The sequence below is a fragment of the Pseudomonas sp. KU43P genome (genome assembly GCF_033095865.1).
Classification (GTDB): domain Bacteria; phylum Pseudomonadota; class Gammaproteobacteria; order Pseudomonadales; family Pseudomonadaceae; genus Aquipseudomonas.
In genome coordinates this window covers 318,737-341,643 of record NZ_AP019365.1, presented here as the reverse complement: position 1 = coordinate 341,643, position 22,907 = coordinate 318,737, and the positions used below count along the sequence as shown (strand labels likewise).

The window sequence follows — 22,907 nt, the reverse complement described above, 5'->3', positions numbered from 1 at the left end:
TCAGTCCTGGCCCACAACGCGAAAAAATTCGGCAGTACTGGTTTCACCTTGCATAACCCGCTGTACGCCGTGCTCGAACAGGCTCACCGAACCTTGACGGAGTACCGCAAGCATCTGTGCTTCAGAAGCCTGCGAGTGAATCGCCTGTGCCAGCTCAGGTGTCACCACGACCATTTCCTGCAAGGCCAGACGACCGCTATAGCCGTGCTGACATCGCTCGCAACCCTGCGCCTGATAAACGCTTCTGGCAGCCTCCAGCTCGATTCCCAGCCTTTGCGCGGTCAGGGTATCGAGCGGGCAGGCCTCTTTGCAGTGATCACACAACTTGCGTACCAGGCGCTGGGCCATCACCCCTGCCAGAGAGGCAGCCAACAAGCTGGTGTCGACCCCCATGTCGGCCAGACGAGTGATAGCCCCCAAGGCGCTGTTGGTGTGCAGGGTGGAAAGCACGAGGTGGCCCGTCAACGACGCTTGAACAGCAATGTCGGCGGTCTCCCGGTCACGGATTTCGCCGACCATCACCACGTCGGGGTCTTGACGCAGAATGGCTCGCAGGCCACGGGCGAAGGTCATGTCGACCTTGGTGTTGACCTGCGTCTGGCCAATGCCGGGCAAGTGATACTCCACTGGGTCTTCGACCGTGAGAATATTGCGCGACACCTTGTTGAGCTGTGACAGCGCGGTATACAACGTGGTGGTTTTGCCTGACCCCGTGGGCCCGGTGACCAGAAAAATACCGTGTGGGCGCGCCAGCATGCGCAGAAAATCTTCACGGGCCTGGGGTTGCATGGCCATGTGCTCGATGTCCAGGCGCACCGCCTGCTTGTCCAGCAAGCGCAGTACCACGCGCTCACCATGGGCCGCAGGCAGCGTGGATACCCGCACGTCCACTTCGTGCCCGGCAAGGCGCAAGCCGATGCGGCCATCCTGCGGTACCCGACGCTCGGCGATGTCCAGGCGCGCCATGACCTTTATCCGCGATACCAGCAAAGCCGAGAGCGCACGTGGCGGGCTCAGCACCTCGCGCAGCACACCGTCGATGCGCATGCGCACGCGCAGTGACTGCTCGAAGGTTTCCAGGTGGATATCCGAGGCACGCGAACGCACAGCCTCGCTGAGCAAGGCATTGAGCAGACGGATGATCGGCGCATCGTCCTGCTGCTCAAGCAAGTCGCTGGTCTGCGGCAAGGCATCTGCGAGGCTTTCCAGATCGATACTTTGATCCATCCCCCGCACCACCGTTTGTGCGGCATCCTGAGCACCTGCATGGCAAATGGCCAAGCGTTCGGCAAATACTTCGGCATCCACCCAGCTGAGCGGCCAACCACTGCCAACCACGCGACAGGCTTCGGATAAGGCAGTCAACGTTGCACCGTCGCGCAGCAGCAGGGCAGGCTCGTCCGCTTGCTGGTCGAACAGGATGCCGTAACGTCTGGTAAAGCCGAATGGCAACAGGCTGCTCACGGCTGGCCACTTTCGAACAATTGCCGAGCATCCTCGGGCAACCTGGCCGCCGGCGCTCTACGCAGTTCCTGCCAGGCCTTTTCGCCCGCTTCTATCAGCGGGTGCTGGGTTCGCAGAATCGTGGGCCGCAGGAAGACCATGAGGTTGGTCTTTTCCTGTACATCACGGTTCCAACGGAACAGACCACCAATCCACGGCAACCGACGCAAACCCGGTACACCGCGCTCTTCAGTCTTGACGCTGTCCTTTATCAACCCTCCGATCACGATAATTTCACCGTCTTCGGCCAGGATGGTGCTCTTGAGCGAGCGCTTGTTAGTGATGAGGTCATCTGCCAGCAGGCTGGGGATCACCTCTGAACTCTCCTGCTCGACCTCCAGGCGCAAGCTTCGCCCTTCATTGATGTGTGGGCGCACCTTCAGGCTGACGCCCACATCCTTGCGCTCGACTGTAGTGAACGGGTTGTCCGAACCATTGCCGGAAGTGGTGTAAGCGCCTGTCTTGAACGGCACGTTCTGGCCTACCAGGATGTGTGCCTCCTGGTTGTCGAGGGTAAGCAGACTTGGAGTCGACAGCAGGTTGCTGCGACTATTGCTGGCCAACGCCGAAACCAGAACGGCGAAACGGTCGGAGCCCACTGCCAAGGCAGCACCGCCAGGCAAGACAGCCTCACCGCCCAACATCTTGGCCAGGGTGAAATCGCTTTCCGGGAATGTCACACCGCCGTTAAGGCGGCCACTGTTGATACCCCACTGCAAGCCCAGCGCTTCACTGATGTCGCCACTGACTTCGACAATCGCCGCATGGATGAGTACTTGCGCCCTTGGCTGGTCCAGTTGCTCGATGATCTTGACCACGCTACCCAAGGTCTGCGGCGCGCCCAGCAACACCAGCGCGTTCTGGTTGGCATCGGCCTTGATGACTGCCTGCCCCAGCGCAGCGCTGTCCATATTGTCGGCAACCGGCTTACCGTCCAGGCGCTTGCCCACTTCCGACAGCACTTCGGCAAGCTGCTCGGCATTCGAATGCTGCAGCCGCACCACCCGCCAATTCTGTGCAGTGACAGCAGCCGGCTTATCCAGTGAGTGCGCCAGTTTTACCAAGCGTTGACGAGACCTATTCGGCCCAAGGATCAACAGGCGATTACCATGCGCATCAGCCATGACCTTCACCCCACTATCGGCACTCCCGGCAGCGGCCTCAAGTACAGGAAGCAACGCGCTGGCCACGGCATGGCGCAGGTTCACCAACTCATGATCATGCCTTTGACCGCTGTCGAGTTGCCCTATCAGCTCACCTAACCGTTCCAGGTTGGCCGCCGAGTCGGTGACCACCAACGCATTCGCCGAACTCGACGGGCCGATGTAACCATTGCTGGAAACCAGAGGCCGCAGAAGCCCTGCAAGGTCAGCGGCGATACTGCCGGACAGCGTGAACACCTGTGTGGTGAACGCTGCCGGGATGGCGTCAACCTGATGGTTGGCCCAGGCTTTTGCTTCACTGGCCGGCAGCACCAGCAAACGGTCCCCATCGTTCACTGCCGCAAAACCCTGGGCATTGAGAACGGAGTAGAACAGACGCCGGATGCCCTCCCGGTCCAACTGCTCACTGGACAGCACGGTGATTCGCCCCTGCACGCGAGGGTCGAGGATAATGGTCTGGTCGAGAAGCGCCCCCACTTCACGTACCACATCGCGAACATCGGCATCATTCATCGCCAGTTGCCAGGTCGGCTCCTGCGCCGTTACCGGGTTGCCGCAGATGAAAAGACAGGCGCCAAGCGAAACCGCGCGCAGGTAGTGTTTGAACATCAAGGCACCTCCCGCAGCAAGCGGGTATCAAGGGTAGAAACCGGGCGACCAGCGCTCGATGAAGCAGTAGGGACAAGCAAGGATGGCTGGCTCGCAGCCAAGGGCACGCGATGTTCGCGGCCGTCGAGCCAAACGGTTATGGACTGGTTGTCCACCCGCCTGAGCACGCTAGCGTCAGGGAGGCGATCGCCAATACGGTAAATGGCCTCGCCTTGCGAACCGGCAACCAGCGCCCGCGCCTCACCGCGGCTGGAGACGAAGCTGGCTTTGAGCTTCAGCGTCAACTCTCTTGCCTGCGGCTCATTTGCCGGCTGGAAGCCGAACGCCAGGCGCAATGCGTCTGCCGCGAATGGCTTTTGTTGAGGGGCAGGCGCCACGACGACAGCATCATTCGCCAGCGGCATTGGGCTTGCGCGATAACGGGCTTCTCGGACAACCAATGCGGCAATGGCCAGCAGAGCAGCGATCAGCCACAGCATTTTTGGCGACCACAAGATCACGGCAGCATCCTGCGCAACACTCGCCGGCCACGAGGCTCAAGAAGCAGAGCCTGCTGCCAGAAGTCTGTTTGCTCATGCATACAAAGAATCCACCAAGAGGCTGGCACCACTCAAGCATGGCGCCAGCGCACTCAATCAGCGCTTGATCCAGGCGTCCTGCCAGTTGCTACCAACACCCGGCTCGTAGTTGTTGGCATTCTCGGAGTAAATGCGGCACCAGCCCTCAGCAGGGAATGGCATGCACTCGAAGACCTCACCGGTCTTGCCCTGCAGCACCCGCGTGCCTTCTTTGTAAGCGGCCATCGACTGTGGGTACACGAAGTCGTATTGCGCGTCACCGCCTTCCAGCAACAGAACTTCGCGCTCTTGCTGCAGCATTTCGCGGCCTTGCTTGTCCACACCGACTACTTTGAGTAGATGTTTACCAGCGGAGCTGTTCGCTTCCAGCGCGACAGGCGCTGTGCCGACCTCAACCTGCTGACGTACATGGCCAACCTGGTTGTTGTTCGCGTCGAACAACTTCGAGGTAACCTGCAGTTTGCGGTTGGTCATTAGGGTGAAATCAACGCTGCCCTTGCCGTCAGTCAGGGTGTAGTCGGCTTTCAGGTCATGCAGGTGCAGGTACGCGTCATCGCCCGGCTTGCTGTCGATATCCAGTTGGTAGTTGGTCACACCACTGTCGACGTTGGCAAAGATCAGGTTAGAGCCATGTACCGGCTGAATATTACCCTTCTCATCACGCTGGCCCGACTTGATCTGAGATTGGGTTTCGTTGATGCGCTGGGCGAGTTTGTACGACCAGTTGGCACCAATACCTTCATTCGCACTGTCGATGCTCACCGTGACGCTGTGCGGCTCACTTTCCACGCCGGAAATGAAAGCTCGCGCCTTGACCTTGTCACCTGCCTGCAGGTCATTGTGAGGCGTGATGGAACCGACTTGAGGCCATTGCGGATCACCGCCGTCAGCCTGGATATCCACGTCCATGACGTTGTAGAACGCTGCAGGAGTGTTGGAGATAGTCCAGATGCCAAGAATCACATGGTGACCAACACGGTCAGCCGGCAGTGTACAGCGATGTTTTTCGGGTGCCGGTCCATTGGTAGGTACGCCCTCACCGCGAGCCGGCTTGCCGTGCCCGTCCACTTTGCAGAATGGCGTGGATTCGAATGCTTCACGGCTCAACGCAGCGTTAGGGTTCCAACCCGCTTTAGTGATGAAGTACTCCCAACCGGTAGTGTTATGCCCTTCGCTGTAGTACCAGTCGAATGCGATGGCTCCACCTTTGATTGAAGTCAAATGCCAGCGATTGGCCGTTTGTTCATCAAGCAAGGCAAAATCCTGCCTGACGCCGCCACTGGCTAGCTTGCCATCAGCGGGGCCTGCGGAAGGAAAGCCTTTCGGAGCCTCACCAACAGAATTCGGTTCATACATCGGCTGACCACAGCCAGTATTTAGCCCCAACCTGCACGCGTAGGCCCGCGAGGGCGGTTCACTGGTGTAGCCATGAGCGTTGGCCAATTGCGTATGTAGCCCTGCACCTGCAATGGCCAGCCAGACGCTGCTGCCTAACAGCCGCTTGCTGAATACTCCATTCAAACTCATAAATACCTCCAACTGCATCTCTGGTGGTAGATCTAGAGGCTCGACGACACGTCATTGAGCCGCCTGACAGGAACCCCGAGACAATAAGGAGGTATGCAAAGCAACTAAGTAGGTGAAATCAGAAGTTGACGAGGAATAGGGCGAGTTTGAAAAAAACCGGCTCTGGGCCGGTTTTCTTGTGCTGAAAAGCTTACTGATGATATTGCGCTGAAAGCTCATGGACCGCATTGATGAACACACCCGCGTGTTCCGGGTCGACTTCGGGAGTAATACCATGCCCCAGGTTGAATACGTGGCCAGTGCCTTTGCCATAGCTGGCCAGAATGCGTGCCACTTCGTGGCGGATGGCTTCTGGCTTGGCGTACAGCACCGTCGGGTCCATGTTGCCTTGCAGCGCCACCTTGTCACCGACACGGCGGCGGGCATCGCCGATCTCGCAGGTCCAGTCCAGACCCAGCGCATCCGCACCGGCTTCGGCGATGCTTTCCAGCCACAGGCCGCCGTTCTTGGTGAACAGGATCACCGGCACCTTGCGGCCTTCGTGCTCGCGGATCAGGCCACTGACGATCTTGCGCATGTAGGCCAGGGAGAACTCCTGGTAGGCCGCCGCCGACAAGTTGCCGCCCCAGGTGTCGAAGATCTGCACGGCCTGGGCACCGGCGAGAATCTGGCCGTTCAGGTAGCTGGTGACCGACTGGGCCAGCTTGTCCAGCAGCAGGTGCAGGGCTTGTGGGTTGTCATAGGCCATCGCCTTGGTCTTGCGGAAGTCCTTGGACGAGCCGCCTTCAACCATGTAGGTGGCCAGCGTCCAAGGGCTACCGGAGAAACCGATGAGCGGTACGCGACCGTTGAGCTCGCGGCGAATGGTGCTGACGGCGTCCATCACATATCCGAGGTCTTTCTGCGGATCGGGAATCGGCAAAGCCTCGATGTCGGCTGGCGTGCTGATGACTTTCTTGAAACGCGGGCCTTCGCCGGTTTCGAAGTACAGGCCAAGGCCCATGGCGTCAGGAATGGTGAGGATGTCCGAGAACAGGATCGCCGCATCCAGCGGATAGCGGTCCAGCGGCTGCAGGGTGACCTCGCAGGCGAACTGCGGGTTCATGCACAAGCTCATGAAGTCGCCGGCCTTGGCGCGGCTGGCGCGGTACTCCGGCAGATAGCGGCCAGCCTGGCGCATCATCCACACCGGGGTGACGTCTACGGGTTGCTTGAGCAGTGCACGCAGGAAACGGTCGTTCTTCAGGGCAGTCATGTCGGCATCCGGCAAAAAAGTGCGGGCATTTTCTCAGACGCCAGCGCAAAAGGCACGGATGAGACCATGCGTTTTGTCTATTGGATGCGTTGGATCAAGCGATTTTGTATACAACTCGGGGTGGCAGGTTGTTGCTGAGGGCCTCATCGCCGGCAAGCCGGCTCCCACAAGTACCGCACAGAACCTGTGGGAGCCGGCTTGCCGCCGATGGGGCCGGTTCAGCCAAAATCAGACTTCCAGATAGTCCAGGATGCCTTCGGCAGCGGTACGTCCTTCGAAAATGGCGGTCACCACCAGGTCAGAACCGCGCACCATATCGCCACCGGCAAACACTTTCGGGTTGCTGGTCTGGTGCTTGAACTTGCCCTTCTCCGGCGCTACCACGCGGCCCTGGCTGTCCATCTGGATGCCATGCTGCTCGAACCAGGGGGCCGGGCTTGGACGGAAGCCGAAGGCGATCACCACGGCATCGGCCGGCAGGATCTCTTCAGAGCCTGGGATCGGCTCGGGGCTGCGACGGCCACGGGCATCCGGCTCGCCGAGACGGGTCTCGACCACCTTCACGCCTTCGACCTTGTCTTCGCCCACGATGGCGATCGGCTGACGGTTGTAGAGGAACTTCACGCCCTCTTCCTTGGCGTTCTTCACCTCTTTGCGCGAACCCGGCATGTTGGCTTCATCACGGCGATAGGCACAGGTCACCGACTTGGCGCCCTGGCGGATCGAGGTGCGGTTGCAGTCCATCGCGGTGTCGCCACCGCCCAGTACCACCACTTTCTTGCCCTGCATGTCGACGAAATCTTCCGGCGACTTCTCGAAGCCCAGGTTGCGGTTAACGTTGGCGATAAGGAAGTCCAGCGCGTCATGCACGCCCGGCAGGTCTTCCCCTGGGAAGCCGCCCTTCATGTAGGTGTAGGTACCCATACCCATGAATACTGCGTCGTACTCGGCGAGCAGCTGCTCCAGGGTGATGTCCTTGCCTACCTCGGTGTTCAGGCGGAACTCGATGCCCATGCCGGTGAAGACTTCGCGGCGATTGCTCAACACGGTCTTTTCCAGCTTGAACTCGGGGATACCGAAAGTCAGCAGGCCGCCAATCTCGGGATTGCGGTCGAACACCACCGGGGTCACGCCGGCCCGCACCAGCACGTCGGCACAGCCCAGGCCCGCCGGGCCGGCACCGATGATTGCCACGCGCTTGCCAGTTGGCTTGACCTTGGACATGTCCGGGCGCCAGCCCATGGCGAATGCGGTATCGGTGATGTACTTCTCCACCGAGCCGATGGTCACTGCACCGAAACCGTCATTCAGGGTGCAGGCGCCCTCGCACAAACGATCCTGCGGGCACACGCGGCCGCACACTTCCGGCAGGGTGTTGGTCTGATGCGAAAGCTCCGCAGCAGCCAGGATGTTGCCCTCGGAAACCAGCTTCAGCCAGTTTGGGATGAAGTTGTGCACCGGGCACTTCCACTCGCAGTACGGGTTGCCACAGCCCAGGCAACGGTGTGCCTGCTCCACGGACTGCTGCGGCTTGAAGGGTTCGTAGATTTCCACGAACTCCTTCTTGCGCTGGCGCAGGAGCTTCTTCTTCGGGTCCTTGCGGCCCACTTCGATGAACTGGAAGTCGTTGTTCAGACGTTCAGCCATTTTTCAAAACCTCTTTACCGCAGTTGCCAGCCTCAGGCTGCAAGCTGCAAGACGATCACTTGAGCACGACGGGCCCCGCGTACAGGGCCGTCACTTGCAGCTGTTGTTACTGCGGGTTGGCACGGGTGCTGGACAGCAGTTGCTTGAGGTTGGCCGCTTTCGGCTTGACCAGCCAGAAGCGCCGCACGTAGTCGTCCAGGTTCTCCGAGAGCTCACGCCCCCACTCGCTGCCAGTCTCTTCCACATACTCGGCAAGGACGCGCGCCAAGTGGCTGCGGTAGGCCTCCATCGCCTCACCACTGATGCGCTGGATTTCCACCAGCTCGTGGTTGAGTTTGTCGACGAAGGTGTTGTCCATGTCGAGCACGTAGGCGAAGCCGCCAGTCATGCCAGAACCGAAGTTGTAACCGGTCTTGCCCAGGACGCAGACAAAGCCACCGGTCATGTATTCACAGCAGTGATCGCCAGTACCCTCGACAATGGCGTGGGCCCCGGAGTTACGCACAGCGAAGCGCTCGCCCGCGGTGCCGGCGGCGAACAGCTTGCCGCCCGTGGCGCCATACAGGCAGGTGTTGCCGACGATGGCGCTGAGCTGGGTTTTGAACGGGCTACCAGCAGGCGGCACGATGGTGACCTTGCCACCGGTCATGCCCTTGCCGACGTAGTCGTTGGCGTCGCCTTCCAGGTGCAGGTTCAGGCCACCGGCGTTCCACACGCCGAAGCTCTGGCCGGCAGTGCCCTTGAAGCGGAAGGTGACCGGCTTGTCGGCCATGCCCTGGTTACCGTACAGCTTGGCGATTTCGCCAGAGATACGGGCGCCAATGGAACGGTCGCAGTTGCAGATGTCGAGCGCGAACTCGCCACCGGCCTGGTCACGGATGGCCGGCAGGGCCATTTCAACCATTTTCTCGGCCAACTCGCCCTTGTCGAACGGCGGGTTCTTGTCGACTTCGCAGAACTGCGGCTTATCGGCCGGGATGTGCGAGCTGCCCAGCAGCGGCGTCAGGTCCAGATATTGCTGGCGCTCGGTGTCGCCTGGCAGTACCTCGAGAAGATCGGTACGGCCGATCAGCTCGCCCAGGCTGCGTACACCCAGCTTGGCCAGCCACTCACGGGTTTCTTCGGCGACGAAGGTGAAGAAGTTGATCACCATGTCGACGGTGCCGATGTAGTGATCCTTGCGCAGCTTGTCGTTCTGGGTGGCCACGCCGGTGGCGCAGTTGTTCAGGTGGCAGATGCGCAGGTACTTGCAACCCAGGGCGATCATCGGCGCGGTGCCGAAGCCGAAGCTCTCGGCGCCGAGGATGGCGGCCTTGATCACGTCGAGGCCGGTTTTCAGGCCACCGTCGGTCTGCACTCGCACCTTGCCGCGCAGGTCGTTGCCACGCAGGGTTTGGTGGGTTTCGGCCAGACCCAGCTCCCACGGGGCGCCGGCATACTTGATCGAGGTCAGCGGCGAAGCGCCGGTGCCGCCGTCGTAGCCGGAAATGGTGATCAGGTCGGCATAGGCCTTGGCCACGCCAGCGGCGATGGTACCCACACCGGCTTCTGCGACCAGCTTGACCGACACCAGGGCCTGCGGATTGACCTGCTTGAGGTCGTAGATCAGCTGGGCCAAGTCTTCGATCGAGTAGATGTCGTGGTGCGGCGGCGGCGAGATCAGGGTTACACCCGGCACCGCATAGCGCAGCTTGGCGATCAGCCCGTTGACCTTGCCGCCTGGCAGCTGGCCGCCTTCGCCGGGCTTGGCACCCTGGGCCACCTTGATCTGCAGCACTTCGGCGTTGACCAGATATTCCGGGGTGACGCCGAAGCGGCCGGTGGCCACCTGCTTGATCTTCGAGCTGCGGATGGTGCCGTAGCGCGACGGGTCTTCACCGCCCTCACCGGAGTTGGAACGCGCACCCAGGCGGTTCATGGCCTCGGCCAGCGCTTCGTGGGCTTCTGGCGACAGCGCGCCCAGCGAGATGCCGGCGGAGTCGAAACGCTTGAGGATCGCTTCCAACGGCTCGATCTCATCCAGCGCCAGGGCCTGCTCGGCCACTTTTACTTTCAGCAGGTCGCGAATCATCGACACCGGACGCTGGTCGACCAGCGTGGTGTATTCCTTGAACTTGGCGTAGTCGCCCTGCTGCACGGCGGCCTGCAGGGTATTGACCACGTCAGGGTTGTAAGCGTGGTACTCGCCGCCGTGGACGAACTTCAGCAGGCCACCTTGCTGGATCGGCTTGCGCGCGCTCCAGGCTTCGGCCGCCAACAGCTTCTGGTCGCCTTCCAGGTCGACGAAGCGTGCACCCTTGATGCGGCTGGATACGCCCTTGAAGCTCAGGCCGACCACTTCTTCGGCGAGGCCCACGGCTTCGAACAGCTGCGCGCCACGGTACGAGGCGATGGTGGAGATACCCATCTTGGACAGGATCTTCAGCAGGCCTTTGGAGATGCCCTTGCGGTAGTACTTGAAGACTTCGTCCAGATCACCCAGCACTTCGCCGGTGCGGATCAGGTCGGCCAGCACCTCATAGGCCAGGTACGGGTACACGGCCGAGGCGCCGAAGCCCAGCAGCACGGCGAAGTGGTGCGGGTCACGGGCAGTGGCGGTTTCCACCAGGATGTTGCTGTCGCAGCGCAGGCCCTGCTCGGTGAGGCGGTGGTGCACCGCGCCGACGGCCAGCGAAGCGTGCACCGGCAGTTTGCCCGGAGCGATGTAACGGTCACTGAGCACCAGCTGGGTCTTGCCGCTGCGTACTGCTTCCTCGGCCTGGTCGGCGATGTTGCGGATGGCCGCTTCCAGGCCGACGCCCTCTTCATAGTTGAGGTCGATGAGCTGGCGGTCGAAGCCTTCGCGCTCCAGGTTCATCAGCGAACGCCACTTGGCAGGCGAGATGACCGGCGAGCTGAGGATCACCCGCGAAGCATGCTCCGCAGACTCCTGGAAGATGTTGCGTTCGGCACCCAGGCAGATTTCCAACGACATGACGATCGCTTCGCGCAGCGGGTCGATCGGCGGGTTGGTGACCTGGGCGAATTGCTGGCGGAAGAAGTCGTAAGGCGAACGCACACGCTGGGACAACACCGCCATCGGCGTGTCGTCACCCATCGAGCCCACGGCTTCCTGGCCCTGCTCGCCGAGCGGGCGCAGTACCTGGTCACGCTCTTCGAAGGTGACCTGGAACATCTTCATGTATTGCTTGAGCTGGTCGGCGTCGTAGCTGGCCGCGCCCTGGTCATCGGTCAGGGTTGCCTGGATGCGCAAGGCGTGCTGACGCAGCCAGCGCTTGTACGGGTGGCGCGACTTGAGGCGGTCATCGATGGCATCGGTGTCGAGGATCTGACCGGTCTCGGTGTCGACCGCGAAGATCTGGCCCGGGCCGACCCGGCCCTTGGCCAATACGTCTTCGGGCTTGTAATCCCAGACGCCGATTTCCGAAGCCAGGGTGATATAACCGTTCTTGGTGGTGACCCAGCGTGCCGGGCGCAGACCGTTGCGGTCGAGCAGGCATACCGCGTGGCGACCTTCAGTCATGACGATACCGGCCGGGCCGTCCCACGGCTCCATGTGCATGGAGTTGTATTCGTAGAAGGCGCGCAGGTCGGCGTCCATGGTCTCGACGTTCTGCCACGCTGGTGGTACCAGCATGCGCACGCCGCGGAACAGGTCGATGCCGCCGGTGACCATCAGCTCCAGCATGTTGTCCATGCTCGAGGAGTCGGAGCCCACGCGGTTGACCAGCGGGCCGAGCTCTTCCAGATCAGGGATCAGGTCGTTGGCGAACTTGGTGCGACGGGCCATGGCCCAGTTGCGGTTGCCGGTGATGGTATTGATCTCGCCGTTGTGGGCGAGGAAGCGGAATGGCTGAGCCAGCGGCCATTTCGGCAGCGTATTGGTGGAGAAGCGCTGGTGGAACACGCAGATTGCGGTTTGCAGGCGCTCGTCATCGAGGTCCGGGTAGAAGGCCGCGAGATCACGCGGCATCATCAGGCCCTTATAGATGATGGTCTTGTGCGAGAAGCTGCAGATGTAGTGGTCGGCGTCGTGGGCATTGGCCACGGACGAGCGGCGACGAGCACTGAACAGCTTGATGGCAAATTCCTGATCGCTCAGGCCTTCGCCGCCGATGAACACCTGCTCGATCTGCGGCAGACGCTCCAGCGCCAGGCGGCCCAGCACGCTGGTGTCGATCGGGACTTTGCGCCAGCCCACCAGCGTGAGGCCGGCAGCGAGAATTTCGCGGTCCATGTTGGCCCGCGCGGCTTCGGCTTTTACCGGATCCTGGTTGAAGAACACCATGCCGACGGCGTACTGCTTGGGCAGCTCGACGGCAAAGTGCTCCTGGGCCACGGCACGCAGGAATTGATCGGGCTTCTGCATGAGCAGACCGCAACCGTCACCGGTCTTGCCGTCGGCGTTAATACCGCCGCGGTGGGTCATGCAGGTCAGTGCCTGCATGGCGGTTTGCAGAAGGTGGTGGCTCGGTTCGCCCGTCATATGGGCGATCAGGCCAAAGCCACAGTTGTCCTTGAATTCTTCGGGATGGTACAGACCTGTTTTCATAGACACTTTCTCACCAGGTTCACCTCTCAACGGAGGTAAATCTCTTTTTAGTACAACCACTTACCATCCACGCCGATCAAATGCCAGCTTTTTTGCGGTGGCCATGGAAAACCATTGTTGCACAGCGACAGCGATACTCACAAATTTTCATGTCTCACCATTGAAAATTTATGTCGCTATTTTGAATGTTTTTGCGCCAGATTCCGTGATAGCGGATCAGCTCGAGTCTGAAGCGTTTCAGCCATGACTGCAAGAAAGGCTTGTGGCCGGCAGTCTGGGACAGAAAAGCCTGCCGCGCTCGGGCGCAGCAGGCTAGACGAAAGTCAGTATTCGCTCAGCAACTGGGCGGCGGGGTGCTGCCGCCCGGAAGGTATCAGCGGGCCGAGGCCAGCTCTTGTTGGACGCTGGCGACGGTACGTGGCCAAGGTTTACCAGCCTGGACCTTCGCTGGCAAGTTCTTGATTGCAGCGACCGCTGCGTCACGGTTGGCAAAGCTGCCGTAGGTGATGACGTACAGCGGCTTGCCCTGCAGGTTTTTCTTGAAGTAGCGATAGTCGCCACCCTGCGCCTTGACGAAGGCCTGGGCCGACGCTTCGGAGCTGGTACCCAGGATCTGTACCACATAATTGCCAGGTTTCTGCCCGGCATACCAGCCACTGTTGCCAGTGCCGCCTGTGGTAGCTTTTTCGGCAGCCTTGGGAGCGGGCTTGGCTGCGGCGACCTGAGTCGGCGCCTGGGCCGGCTTGGCAGGTGCAACCGGCTTGGCAGGCTGAGTTGCAACAGGCTTGGGCGTCGGGGCAACCGGCTGGGCAGGCGCTACAGGTGTCGACTGGGCCATGGTAGGTGCCGGGCCGGCAGCCACGCCTTGTGGAGGTGCGGTGGTGGTCACGGTAGGTGGCGGGTTGCCTGGCTGCAGCGCAGTATTGTCAGCCGGGCCGCCTTCTTCGCCATCACCCATGCCGGCGGCCTGGGCCAGCGGCTCTCGCATCACTGGCTGCGATTGGCCAACCAGCGGCAGTGGCATCGGCTGCGATGAGCCGGAGAATTCGATGGCAGGGTTACCACCGTTGGACTTGCCGTCGCCCAGAGGCAGCTGAGCCTGGGCCGTCGGCGCTTCGGCGGGGGCCTTGTCGCCTTTCTTGGGCATGAGCACCGCAGCAGCAACGGCCACCACGACGACAGCAGACAGCGCGAGCACGTGTTTCTTAGGCATTTTGAACCCCATGGCTGGTCGCTTGGCCGTGGTACGGCTGGCGATCATGGCTTCGATCAAAGTATCGCGGGCGACCTGGTTGATGTTGCCAGGCCAACCGTCGGAGTTTTCATGGATATCGACGAGCTGCTCACGGCTGAACACCTCGATGCCCCGGCCGGCACCTTCCAGGCGCTGCTCCAGGTACTCGCGGGTCTCTTCCTCGCTGTAGGGGGCGAGCTCGATGACATGGAAACGCTCTTCCTCGACATGGATCTCATCCAACCCGGCAATCAGCGACGGCTCACCGAACAGGAACACGTGCGGGCGCCCTTCCGGAACACCCGCCGCCAATTCCAGCAACGCTTGGAGTGCCGACTCGTCGAGTTGTTCCGCATCGTCGACCAGCAAATAGACTTCCTGTCCGGTCAAGGCCAACTGAACCACCTTGGACAGAATCGCCTGGACTTCGGGCTGGGCGACTTCCAGCGACTGAGCCACCTGGCCCAACACACTGGCAGCATCGCTGGCGCCACGGGCGGACACCACCACGCTCAGCACCGACTGCTTGTTGGTGCTCGCCACCAGGGCCTGGCGCAACAGCGTCTTGCCACTGCCTACAGGGCCTGTGACCACCAGCATCAGCTGGCTGTAACGGGCCAGGTGGTGCAACTGGCCGAGCACAGGCTTGCGCTGGGCGGGAAAGAACTTGAAGCCGGGCACACGCGGCGCGAACGGATCGTGGCTCAACTGGTAATGGTCGAGAAACGCCTCATCGGCATGCAAACTGGTCATTGCGCTGTCACAACCTCAAAGCTGGGCCACGATCGCGCGGTAGTCCGCCGACAGCGTGGCCTGAAGAATCTCTTTCGGATAGTCGTCGGTAATCACGGCCTCGCCGAGCTGGCGCAACAGCACCAGCCGCAGGCGACCGTCGAGCACCTTCTTGTCGACCGCCATATGCTCCATGAAATGCGCCGGGGTCATTTCCTGTGGTGGCACCACCGGCAAACCTGCGTCCTGCAGCAGGCGGATTGCACGATCACGCGCAGGCTGGTCGATCCAACCCAAGCGCATGGACATCTCCAGGGCCATCACCGTGCCCGCTGCTACGGCTTCGCCGTGCAACCAGACACCGTAGCCCATGTGTGTTTCGATGGCATGCCCAAAGGTATGCCCGAGGTTCAGGGTCGCACGCACGCCGGACTCGCGCTCATCGGCACCAACCACAGCAGCCTTGGCCGCGCACGAACGACGGATCGCTTCGGTCAGGGCCACAGGCTCCAGAGCACGCAGCCCTTGCATGTTGTCTTCGAGCCAGCCGAGGAATGGCTCATCGCAGATCAGGCCATACTTGATCACTTCGGCCAGGCCTGCCGACAGCTCGCGCTGGGGCAGCGTCTTCAGGCTGGAAGTGTCGATCAGCACCGCATTGGGCTGGTAGAACGCACCGACCATGTTCTTGCCCAGCGGGTGGTTGATCCCCGTCTTGCCGCCCACCGAGGAGTCGACCTGGGACAACAGGGTGGTGGGCACCTGGATGAAGTCGACACCACGTTGATAGCAAGCCGCAGCGAAGCCGGCCATGTCACCGATCACCCCGCCACCCAGGGCGACCACGGTGGTACGGCGATCATGACGTGCACCGAGCAGCCCGTCGAAGATGAGTTGCAGGGTCTGCCAGTTCTTGTGGGCCTCGCCATCCGGAAGAATCACCGGCAGCACCGAGTAGGCACCGAGTGTCTTGCTCAGGCGGTCGAGATACAGAGGTGCGACGGTTTCATTGGACACGATGGCAACCTGCCGCCCGGCGATGTGCGGCGCCAGCAGTTCAGGTTGGTCCAGCAGGCCTTCGCCAATGTAGATCGGGTAGCTGCGCTCGCCCAGGTCGACCTTTAGTGTCTGCATGTATCCCCACAATGTACTTGGGCGCGGTGCCGGCTGAGCGACCCACGCGGTAACGTTGAACCTCGCCTCGGCGCTGGCCGAGAATAGTCCCGGCTTACCGGGGCGGCAACTGCTGCAAGCGCTCCAGAATATCGAGCACCACCATGCGCGGCGGCCGCTCGTCGGTTTCCACCACCAGGTCGGCGATCTCACGGTAGAGCGGATCGCGTGCTTCCAGTAGGGCACGCAAGGTCGCCTCCGGGTTGGCGGTGCGCAGCAATGGGCGGTTGCGGTCGCGCGCGGTACGCCCGACCTGCTGTTCCACCGAAGCATGCAGGTAGATGACCCGCCCGCCAGCGTACAGCGCCTGGCGGTTCTCCGGGCGCATCACCGCGCCGCCACCTGTTGCCACGACCACGCCATCAAGCGCGCAGAGCTCAGCGATCATCGCCTGCTCACGGTCGCGGAAGCCCGGCTCGCCTTCTTTATCGAAGATCCACGGGATGTTGGCGCCAGTACGCAGCTCAATTTCCTTGTCGGAATCCTTGAACAGCAGGCGCAGCTCTTTGGCCAACAGGCGCCCGATGGTGCTCTTTCCAGCGCCCATGGGCCCTACAAGTATCAAATTTCGCACAGAATCAACGACTCACAGCAATCGCCTGGTCACTCATGATACGCGGAGTCAGGAAGACCAGCAGCTCGGATTTTTTCTCTTGTAATGCATCGCGTCGAAACAGCCGCCCAACATACGGCAGATCGCCGAAAAATGGCACCTTGTCGACCACATTGTTTTGCGTGGTCGAGTACACGCCACCAATGACGATGGTGTCACCGTCGGCCACACGCACCTTGGCGTTGACCTCGTTCTTGCGAATCGGCGGCACGTCGTTCAAGGCATTGACGAAGTCCGGCTCGTCCTTGGTCACCTTGACGGTCATGATGACCTTGCCGTCCGGGGTGATCTGCGGGGTAACTTCTAGCGACAGCGAAGCCTCCCTGAAAGAAACCGAGGTAGCGCCGCTCAAGCTGGTTTCCTGGTAAGGCACCTCCGTTCCCTTGAGGATCCTCGCCGTTTCCTTGTCAGCGGTAACCACCTTGGGCTGGGAAATGATCTCGCCATTGCCGCTCTTTTCCATGGCGCTGAGCTCAAGGTCCAGCAATACATCGCCCCGCAACAGGCCCAACCCTACCGCTGAACCGGAGCGTTCCACGCCAAGGTCGACGAACACATCCTTGCCCATACGCGCGACTTCTTCATGCAAGGCGCCACCCCAACGCACGCCTAGGCTTTTTTCATAATCGACATTGGCTTCGACAATGCGCGCCTCGATTGCCACCTGGCGCACCGGCACATCCAGTTGCGCCACCAGTTGGCGCAACTCGGCCAGCCGCTCCTCGGGTTGGTGCGCTACCAGCGTATTGGTACGCGCATCGACGCTCAGGCTACCGCGCCCCGCGAGGATGCCATCGTCCGCCAGCGCTGCCAGCAATACCTCCGCAAGCTCGGCGGCATCAGCGTGATGAATCGCAAACAGCTCCCTGCGCAAAGGCAGTAACTGAGCATCGAGTGCCTGCCCGAACGAATCGCCGAAAGATTGCTCGTGCAGCTCACCCGCAGGCGCCACCAACAGCACGTTGCCCTCTTCGCGCCGCACCAGGCCTTTGCTGCGCAGCACCAGTGCCAAGGCTTGGTCCCATGGCACATCCTGCAAGCGCAGGGTGATGTTGCCTTGCACCTGGTCACTGGCCACCAGGTTGATGCCCGCATAGTCCGCCAGGACCTGAAGCACCGAGCGCACCTCCACATCCTGAAAATTCAACGAAACCGGCTCCCCCTTATAAGAGGCTGACAGCCCGTGAACCGGTATCAGCATCGCTGCCATCCCTATCGCCAGCCATTTCATCAGCACTTGCCTCCCTGCCGACGCCCTTCCTGAGCGCCAAGAACGTGGTGCGCTCGTGCCACTCCCCGGCCACGAATAGCCGCTCGCGCACCTCCACCTGCTGCTCGTCGATACGCTCCACCACACCCTGGTCGCGCCCAAGACGCTGGCCGCGGCTTACACGAAACAGCCGACCGGCAGATTCCAGCAGCGCCTCATGCTCGCCTCTGCGCGACAAACTTCCTACCATCACCAGTTGCGCCAAGGGAACATTGCCGAGCCCCTCCCGAGAAGCGCGGCCCGCCCAGGCAGCAAACGGGTCGAACGCTGCGATCTGCACCCGTGCCCGAGCGGGTATATCCGCCAGCGAGGCAGGCTCCGGCACAGGCGCATCGGCCTGGTAGGCGTTCACTTTCAAACGCAGCTTTACAAACCCGGGCCTGTCTTAGGCGGCATGCCAATGCATTTCTTCGGCGCGCAGCAGCCGAAGCTGACCAAGCCAGTCGTCAAGCCACATGCGCAATGCCGAATATCGCCCGACAACCTGCATATTCATGGGCGTTTGCCGATAGCCGGCTTGCATCAGCTCTTCAAGCACCTCCAGGTGTTCGAACTGCAGACCCAACGACTGCCCTGATACCGCCAACTGCTCCAGCAGGTCACTCATACCGCCGCCCGCCGCAAGCTGCCAACGCACATCCTGCAGACGGTGCTCAGCCTCGGTCAGGGCTACCTGGCGCTGCCTCAACACCACCACCTGCCCGGCCTTTGCGGCATGCTCGAGCGCCAAGGCCGCTTGCCTTGCCTGTTCGACTGCTTGAATTTGCCGCCACGCAGGCAGGCGAACCAGGGCGCCGAGCGCCAAGACCAGACATGCCGTGATCACTGCCAGCACATATGAGGTGCCCCGCCAGCGCTCGACGAATGCCTGCCACTTCAGCAGCTTCACGACCAATCCGCCGACATCCGAGCGGCCAGCAGGAACGCCTCGCCACCTGCAGTGCTTTGCACGCGCTTGAGCTCCAGGTCGAGCAGACTGCCAGCGCGCTCGAGGTCACGCATGAATTGCGCCACCACCGCGCCAGACGCAGCCAGGCCGCCAATGTGCAGCCGTGAGCGTTCGAGCTTGAGTTCTGTCAGCTGAATGCCTTCCGGCAGCGCCCGCTCCAGATCAGCGAGCAGGTTAACCACAATCCCTTGGTCGGCACGCAGGGCTGCCACCGCTGCAATTTGCGCACGCACCGACTCATAGGCCTGGTTGACCGGCTCGAACTGCTCCAGTTGCTCATCCAGCCCCGCCACGGCGACTTGCAGGGCAGCGTTGCCGACAGCCTGGCGCTGTGCGCGATCACGGGCCAATTGGTCCATGAGCAGCACCGCGCAGAGCGCCAGGATCGCGCTGCCAAGCAACATCAGGCGCAGCCGCCGCAGTGCTGCCAGGCGTTGCCGTTCACGCCATGGCATCAGATTGAGGCGCATCATCGACGCAGCCCTCCCAACGCCAGTGCGCAGGCCAGGCTGCTCTCGCCACAGTCGAGCCCTACGACCGGCGGCAGCATGCGGCACGGCACGCTCAGTTGCTGGCCAAGCTCTGCTAGCCAGTCGTGCCCCGCCAGCGCGGTGCCGCAAACCAGCAGCTCATCCAGCTGCAGCCCGCCCTCCAGCAACTTGCCAAGCTGCCCTGCACAGGCGTGTGCATGCATTTCGTGGCGCTGTGGCAGCCCTTCTCGTGACCAGCCATGCAGCGTTACCGCACCGGGCTCCACATGCAGCAACGCCGCTGTAGGCGTGCATTGCGGCGGCATCAATCGGCGTAAAGCGATACTGTCGACTTCCACCGTATCCAACTCGAGCCCCACGGCCTCGAACAATGCCTCCAACGGCTGCAACGCACTTTGTCGACAAGCAGCGACCAGAACGTCCCTGTAGCCCGCTCGCCCCAACGAGGCACCCATGGGCTGAAAATCAATGACCAGATCGTCCAGAGGAAAAGGGAACAAGGTGTCTGCATCAGTCAGCAGCTGCGCCTCCATCTCAGCTTCAGCCTGGCTTGCCGATACCTGGCACAACTTGCAGATGACCTGAGAGGCAGGCAGTGCCACCGCAACCCGTCGCTGGCGACTGCCACAGCGTCGATAAGCGTCACGCAGGGCCGCCTCGACCCGAGCAACGTCCTGCTGCCAGTCGCCTGCGGCGAACGGCTCGAACGGCTCACGCGCCCAGGCAACCCGCTCGTAGCGCCCTCTGCGTCGGCGCACCTGCAGCATGTGGATGGAATCGGCAGTCATTTCCACCCCCAACAGTGAACCGGCATCCTTGCCCCAGCGTCCAAGCATCGCTGTTTCCTCATTGCAGCCTGAAAACCCGCATCATCGCCAGCCGCTGACGGCCAGGCGGTGCAGCGAGCCGCCTGGCCGGTCACCCGGCGAGGCGAAAAATGCTTATAATGCCCAGCGTTTTTTCGTCCGCCGGCCCCGTGCGCAATTCACCCCTCAACACTGGACACCCAAAAGCCTTGATACGCCTGCTGAAGTTCTTCTGGTGGTCTTTCGTCGCAGTCATTAGCGCGCTCGTACTCGGTGTGAGCGGTGCGTTTCTGTATCTTAGCCCGAGCCTGCCGTCGGTCGATTCGCTCAGAAGCATCCAGTTGCAGATCCCCCTGAGGGTGTACAGCAGCGACGGCAAGCTGATTGCCGAGTTTGGCGAAATGCGCCGCTCGCCCATTCGCTTCGCGGAAATTCCCCCACAATTCATCCAGGCGCTTCTGTCGGCCGAGGACGATAACTTCCTCAACCACTATGGGGTCGACCCGAGCAGCCTGATGCGTGCCGCGACCCAACTGGTGAAAACCGGCCACATTCAGACCGGCGGCAGCACCATCACCATGCAGGTGGCGAAGAACTTCTTCCTCACCAGCGAGCGCAGCTTCTCGCGCAAGACCAACGAAATTCTCCTGGCCCTGCAGATCGAACGCGAGCTGACCAAGGACGAAATCCTTGAGCTCTACGTCAACAAGATCTACCTGGGTAACCGCGCATACGGCATCGACGCAGCGGCGCAGGTCTACTACGGCAAGTCGATCCGAGACGTGAGCCTGGCACAGATGGCGATGATCGCCGGCCTGCCGAAGGCGCCTTCGCGCTTCAACCCGCTGGCCAACCCGGTGCGAGCGAAAGAGCGCCGCGACTGGATCCTCGGCCGCATGTACAAGCTCGGCAAGATCGACGAGGCCAGCTACCAGGCCGCCTTGGCCGAGCCGCTGAATGCCAGCTATCACGTGCCGACGCCGGAAGTGAACGCGCCCTATGTCGCCGAAATGGCTCGCGCCGAAATGGTCGGCCGCTATGGCAGCGATGCCTACACCGAAGGTTTCCGCGTAACCACGACCGTGCCGAGCGACATGCAGGACATGGCCAACAAGGCCGTTCTCAATGGCCTCTCCGACTACGATGAGCGCCACGGCTACCGCGGCCCGGAAGCACGCTTCCCAGGCAAGACCCACGCGGCCTGGTTGCAGGAGCTGAACAAGCAGCGCACCCTCGGCGGCCTGGAGCCGGCCATCGTCACTTTGGTCGACAAGAGCGGCATCAAGGTGCTGACCCGTGGCGGTGAAGAAGAACATGTGGCCTGGGACACCATGAAGTGGGCCCGCCCTTTCATCAACAGCAATTCCCAGGGCCGCGCACCGCAATCCCCTGCTGACGTAGCCCAGATAGGCGACCTGGTGCGCCTGCAGCGCCTGGATGACGGCAAGCTCAAGTTCAGCCAGGTGCCTGGGGCGCAGAGCGCGCTGGTCACGCTCGACCCTTACAACGGTGCCATTCGGGCCCTGGTCGGCGGCTTCTCGTTCGAGCAGAGCAACTACAACCGCGCCATGCAGGCCAAGCGCCAGCCGGGCTCGAGCTTCAAACCGTTCATCTACAGCGCCGCACTGGACAGTGGCTATACCGCTTCCAGCCTTGTGAACGATGCCCCGATCGTGTTCGTGGACGAGTACCTGGACAAGGTATGGCGGCCGAAGAATGACACCAACACCTTCCTTGGCCCGATCCGCATGCGCGAGGCGTTGTACAAGTCGCGCAACCTGGTGTCGATCCGACTGCTGCAGGCCATGGGCGTGGACCGGACCATCGACTACATCGCCAAGTTCGGCTTCAACAAGCAGGATCTGCCGCGCAACCTGTCCCTCGCGCTGGGCACCGCGACCCTGACCCCAATGGAGATCGCTACGGGCTGGAGCACCTTTGCCAACGGTGGCTACAAGGTCAACCCGTACTTGATCGATCGTATCGAAAGCCGCAACGGCGAGACCCTGTTCACCGCCAATCCTGCCCGTGTGCCGCAAGGCAGCGAAGACCACGCCGGCCTGGCTGCACCGGAGCAACCGATCAGCACGGCGGCACTGCCTGGCGAAGCCCCTTCGGCCTTTGGCCAGGTCGCACCTGCTCCGCAGGTTCCTGTCACCGCCGAGCAGATCATCGACGGCCGCACCACCTACATCCTCACCAGCATGCTCCAGGACGTGATTAAGCGCGGTACCGGTCGCCGTGCGCTGGCCCTGGGTCGTACCGACCTGGCGGGCAAGACCGGCACCACCAACGAGTCCAAGGACGCCTGGTTCTCCGGCTACAACGCCGACTACGTCACCACCGTGTGGGTCGGCTTCGACCAGCCGGAAACACTGGGCCGCCGCGAATACGGTGGCACCGCGGCACTGCCGATCTGGATGAGCTTCATGGGCGCGGCACTCAAGGACAAACCAAACCACCCGCCGGCCGAGCCGGAAGGCATCCTCAGCCTGCGTGTGGACCCGGTCAGCGGCCGTGCGGCCTCGCCTAGCACGCCGAATGCCTACTTCGAGCTGTTCAAGGCCGAAGACTCGCCACCGTCGGTGGATGAGCTGGGTAATGGCGCGGCACCAGGCAGCCCGTTGCCGGCGGATGAAGCAGCGCCGATGGATCTGTTCTGACATTGATGCCTGCGTAAGCCCTACCGCTGGCAAACCAGCCCCCTCAGTGGGGGGCCGCGCGGTATTTGCCGGCGAAAGGGCCGGTACGGCACTCCAAAAAGGCAGGCAAACAAAAAGCCCCGACTCTCACGAGTCGGGGCTT

Annotated in this window: 16 protein-coding genes; 1 reads left to right on the top strand and 15 read right to left on the bottom strand. The window is 61.8% G+C overall.

All coding sequences use genetic code 11. The annotated features are described in order from the left end of the window. The 15 genes from gspE to pilM all read right to left on the bottom strand — a co-directional run bounded on the left by gspE (position 1) and on the right by pilM (position 20,132). The gene (gspE, locus tag KU43P_RS01595) at positions 1-1,464 is read right to left on the bottom strand and encodes a type II secretion system ATPase GspE (RefSeq protein ID WP_317660755.1); all 1,464 of its coding nucleotides are present in this window, start codon (positions 1,462-1,464) and stop codon (positions 1-3) included. Continuing rightward, positions 1,461-3,275 (bottom strand): type II secretion system secretin GspD, encoded by a 1,815-nt coding sequence (gene gspD / locus KU43P_RS01590; protein WP_317660754.1) that lies wholly within the window; start codon positions 3,273-3,275, stop codon positions 1,461-1,463. Before gspD ends, gspE begins: the two co-directional genes overlap by 4 nt. Beyond that, positions 3,275-3,775: a hypothetical protein gene (locus tag KU43P_RS01585; protein ID WP_317660753.1), complete on the bottom strand. Its 501-nt coding sequence runs from the start codon at positions 3,773-3,775 to the stop codon at positions 3,275-3,277. The genes gspD and KU43P_RS01585 overlap by 1 nt, the downstream gene beginning before the upstream one ends. Before the next feature lie 135 nt (positions 3,776-3,910). Beyond that, positions 3,911-5,380, bottom strand: coding sequence for an N-acetylglucosamine-binding protein GbpA (gene gbpA / locus KU43P_RS01580; protein ID WP_317660752.1), 1,470 nt, complete (start codon positions 5,378-5,380; stop codon positions 3,911-3,913). Positions 5,381-5,570: 190 nt separating this feature from the next. Next, positions 5,571-6,635 (bottom strand): uroporphyrinogen decarboxylase, encoded by a 1,065-nt coding sequence (gene hemE, locus KU43P_RS01575; RefSeq protein WP_317660751.1) that lies wholly within the window; start codon positions 6,633-6,635, stop codon positions 5,571-5,573. Positions 6,636-6,863: 228 nt separating this feature from the next. After that, positions 6,864-8,282: an FAD-dependent oxidoreductase gene (locus KU43P_RS01570; RefSeq protein WP_317660750.1), complete on the bottom strand. Its 1,419-nt coding sequence runs from the start codon at positions 8,280-8,282 to the stop codon at positions 6,864-6,866. A 106-nt stretch (positions 8,283-8,388) separates the two neighbouring features. Next, entirely contained in the window at positions 8,389-12,834 is a 4,446-nt protein-coding gene (gene gltB, locus KU43P_RS01565; protein ID WP_317660749.1) for a glutamate synthase large subunit, read from the bottom strand. A gap of 373 nt (positions 12,835-13,207) precedes the next feature. Further along, on the bottom strand, positions 13,208-14,821 hold the full coding sequence (locus KU43P_RS01560; RefSeq protein ID WP_317660748.1) for an SPOR domain-containing protein: 1,614 nt from the start codon (positions 14,819-14,821) through the stop codon (positions 13,208-13,210). A 15-nt stretch (positions 14,822-14,836) separates the two neighbouring features. Next, the gene (gene aroB, locus KU43P_RS01555) at positions 14,837-15,934 is read right to left on the bottom strand and encodes a 3-dehydroquinate synthase (RefSeq protein ID WP_317660747.1); all 1,098 of its coding nucleotides are present in this window, start codon (positions 15,932-15,934) and stop codon (positions 14,837-14,839) included. Positions 15,935-16,028: 94 nt separating this feature from the next. Further along, a complete protein-coding gene (aroK, locus tag KU43P_RS01550) occupies positions 16,029-16,547 on the bottom strand; it encodes a shikimate kinase AroK (protein ID WP_317660746.1) in 519 nt (172 codons plus the stop codon). Positions 16,548-16,551: 4 nt separating this feature from the next. Further along, positions 16,552-17,796 (bottom strand): type IV pilus secretin PilQ, encoded by a 1,245-nt coding sequence (locus KU43P_RS01545; RefSeq protein WP_317660745.1) that lies wholly within the window; start codon positions 17,794-17,796, stop codon positions 16,552-16,554. Then, on the bottom strand, positions 17,750-18,208 hold the full coding sequence (locus KU43P_RS01540) for a pilus assembly protein PilP (RefSeq protein WP_317660744.1): 459 nt from the start codon (positions 18,206-18,208) through the stop codon (positions 17,750-17,752). The genes KU43P_RS01545 and KU43P_RS01540 overlap by 47 nt, the downstream gene beginning before the upstream one ends. A 33-nt stretch (positions 18,209-18,241) precedes the next feature. After that, positions 18,242-18,745 carry a type 4a pilus biogenesis protein PilO gene (gene pilO, locus KU43P_RS01535; RefSeq protein WP_317660743.1) on the bottom strand — a complete coding sequence of 168 codons (504 nt, stop codon included), beginning with the start codon at positions 18,743-18,745 and terminating at the stop codon, positions 18,242-18,244. Beyond that, positions 18,742-19,278, bottom strand: a complete 537-nt coding sequence (locus tag KU43P_RS01530; protein WP_317660742.1) for a PilN domain-containing protein — start codon at positions 19,276-19,278, stop codon at positions 18,742-18,744. Before KU43P_RS01530 ends, pilO begins: the two co-directional genes overlap by 4 nt. Next, entirely contained in the window at positions 19,275-20,132 is an 858-nt protein-coding gene (pilM, locus tag KU43P_RS01525; protein WP_317660741.1) for a type IV pilus biogenesis protein PilM, read from the bottom strand. The genes KU43P_RS01530 and pilM overlap by 4 nt, the downstream gene beginning before the upstream one ends. A gap of 182 nt (positions 20,133-20,314) precedes the next feature. Between pilM and KU43P_RS01520 the strand changes: the two genes are divergently transcribed. Next, a complete protein-coding gene (locus tag KU43P_RS01520) occupies positions 20,315-22,765 on the top strand; it encodes a penicillin-binding protein 1A (RefSeq protein ID WP_411567242.1) in 2,451 nt (816 codons plus the stop codon). Positions 22,766-22,907: the final 142 nt, after the last annotated feature.